Origin of the sequence: Caballeronia humi (genome assembly GCF_001544475.1) — a bacterium.
GTDB lineage: Bacteria > Pseudomonadota > Gammaproteobacteria > Burkholderiales > Burkholderiaceae > Caballeronia > Caballeronia humi.
This window is the reverse complement of sequence record NZ_FCNW02000161.1, coordinates 1-1757: the sequence shown is the minus strand read 5'-3', so window position 1 is coordinate 1757 and position 1757 is coordinate 1. Positions and strand designations below refer to the sequence as shown.

Annotated in this window: 3 protein-coding genes; 2 read left to right on the top strand and 1 reads right to left on the bottom strand. The window is 56.0% G+C overall.

The window, feature by feature from the left end; all coding sequences use genetic code 11:
• Positions 1–532: cytochrome b/b6 domain-containing protein (locus tag AWB65_RS34735; protein WP_087671247.1), on the top strand; the 532-nt coding region annotated here is incomplete at its 5' end.
• A 12-nt stretch (positions 533–544) separates the two neighbouring features.
• Entirely contained in the window at positions 545–1321 is a 777-nt protein-coding gene (locus AWB65_RS34730) for a molybdopterin-dependent oxidoreductase (RefSeq protein WP_087671246.1), read from the top strand.
• A gap of 163 nt (positions 1322–1484) precedes the next feature.
• Here AWB65_RS34730 and AWB65_RS37570 read toward each other — a convergent pair.
• Positions 1485–1757, bottom strand: a 273-nt coding sequence (locus AWB65_RS37570) for a hypothetical protein (protein ID WP_235008106.1), incomplete at its 5' end; no start/stop codon positions are given.

Below are 1757 nucleotides of genomic sequence, written 5' to 3'. Positions count from 1 at the left end.
CGCGGTACTGATGATGCTCTCGGGATGGCGCATCTACGATGCGTCGCCGGTCTTCAAGGGTTTCATGATTCCTCCGGCCATTACCCTCGGCGGTTGGCTCGGCGGGGCGCTGCAATGGCACTTCGCCGCGATGTGGCTATTGTTTTTCAATGGCGTCTTCTATCTGGCGATGAACATCGTTTCCGGAAGGTTCCGATCGAAATTCCTTCCACTCTCGCCGCGAGCCATTCTGCACGATCTCGGCGAGGCGCTCAAGGGCCACCTCTCGCACGCAGACCCGAGCCGCTATAACGCAGTGCAGAAATTCGCATATCTGTTCGTGATGTTTGATATCGCCTTACTGATCGTGTCGGGCCTCGCCATCTGGAAGTCCGTGCAGTTTCCGTTGCTGCGGGAGTTGATGGGCGGCTACGATGTTGCGCGCGTTGTTCACTTTTGCGCGATGGTGCTGCTTGCCGGATTCATCGTGGTTCATGTCGCGATGGTCGCGCTCGTGCCGCGCTCGCTTCTCACGATGATCCGCGGTCGCTGAAGGAGGCCGACAATGAAACCCATCAAATCGACGTCGACAGAAATCGACCGGGAGTCGCTCCTGATTGACGTGCGCCACGAACTCGAAATGCCGTCGCGCCGCCTTTTCGGCAAACACATCCTCACGCTCGGCGGCCTTGCAATGCTTAGCGGATGCAGCCTCTCGGACGACAAATCCGTTGAGACGTTTTTGACCCGCATCTCGCGAATCAACGACCACGTGCAGCAGTGGTTGTTCGACCCGAATCGTCTTGCGCCGACGTACACCGAAGCACAGATTACGCGGCCGTTCCCGTTCAACGCGTTTTATGATATCGACGATGTACCTGAAGTCAATGGAAGGGATTTCCGTCTGAAGGTGGGTGGCCTCGTGCAAAACAAGCAGGCGTGGAGTCTGGCGGACCTGTACAGGTTGCCGAGTGCTGAGCAGATCACGCGGCATATCTGCGTGGAAGGATGGAGCGCGATCGGACGATGGGGCGGCACGCCGTTCTCGGAGTTCCTCAGGCGCGTGGGTGCGGATACATCCGCGAAGTATGTCGGCTTCAAATGCGCGGACGATTACTACGAGAGTATCGACATGCCGACCGCGCTGCATTCGCAGACGCTGCTTACCTTCACCTACGACGGTCAACAATTGCCGCCGAGGTATGGTTATCCAATGAAGCTGCGAATGCCCACGAAACTAGGCTACAAAAATCCCAAACACATCATGGAAATTTTTGTGACGAACACGTTCCCCGGAGGCTACTGGGTCGATCAAGGGTACAACTGGTTCGGTGGCTCCTAAGACGATGGCGCCCCCTAGACGGAGCCTGCTTCAACTGATCGCAGGCCCGTCACAATACCAGTGGTCAGAGATCGACAAGGAGCATGTCTAAGATGATCGCGGGGACTTTGGAAAGAGATGGGATTTTGATCCAACAGACGGGCAGCGCGCGTCTTCCGGTCGCTTATTGCCGTGGCATGTCGTCGTTGCTCGGTTGTTTTAATGTCTTCACCGAGCGCCACACGATGAATAAATAAATGATCGCGAAGGCAACGAAATCCTTTGTGGAAAGGGCGCCTACACGCATTGGAGCGAAGACGTCAGGATCTCCCACATTGAACCGAGCAGATGACTTGGAGAGCATCAGAATCGTCAGACCGGTGACAACAATCGATGCGTGGAGTAGCCCCCACTTGGTTAATCGTACAAGCGTTACCCGTTTTTCGCGTTCGAGCAA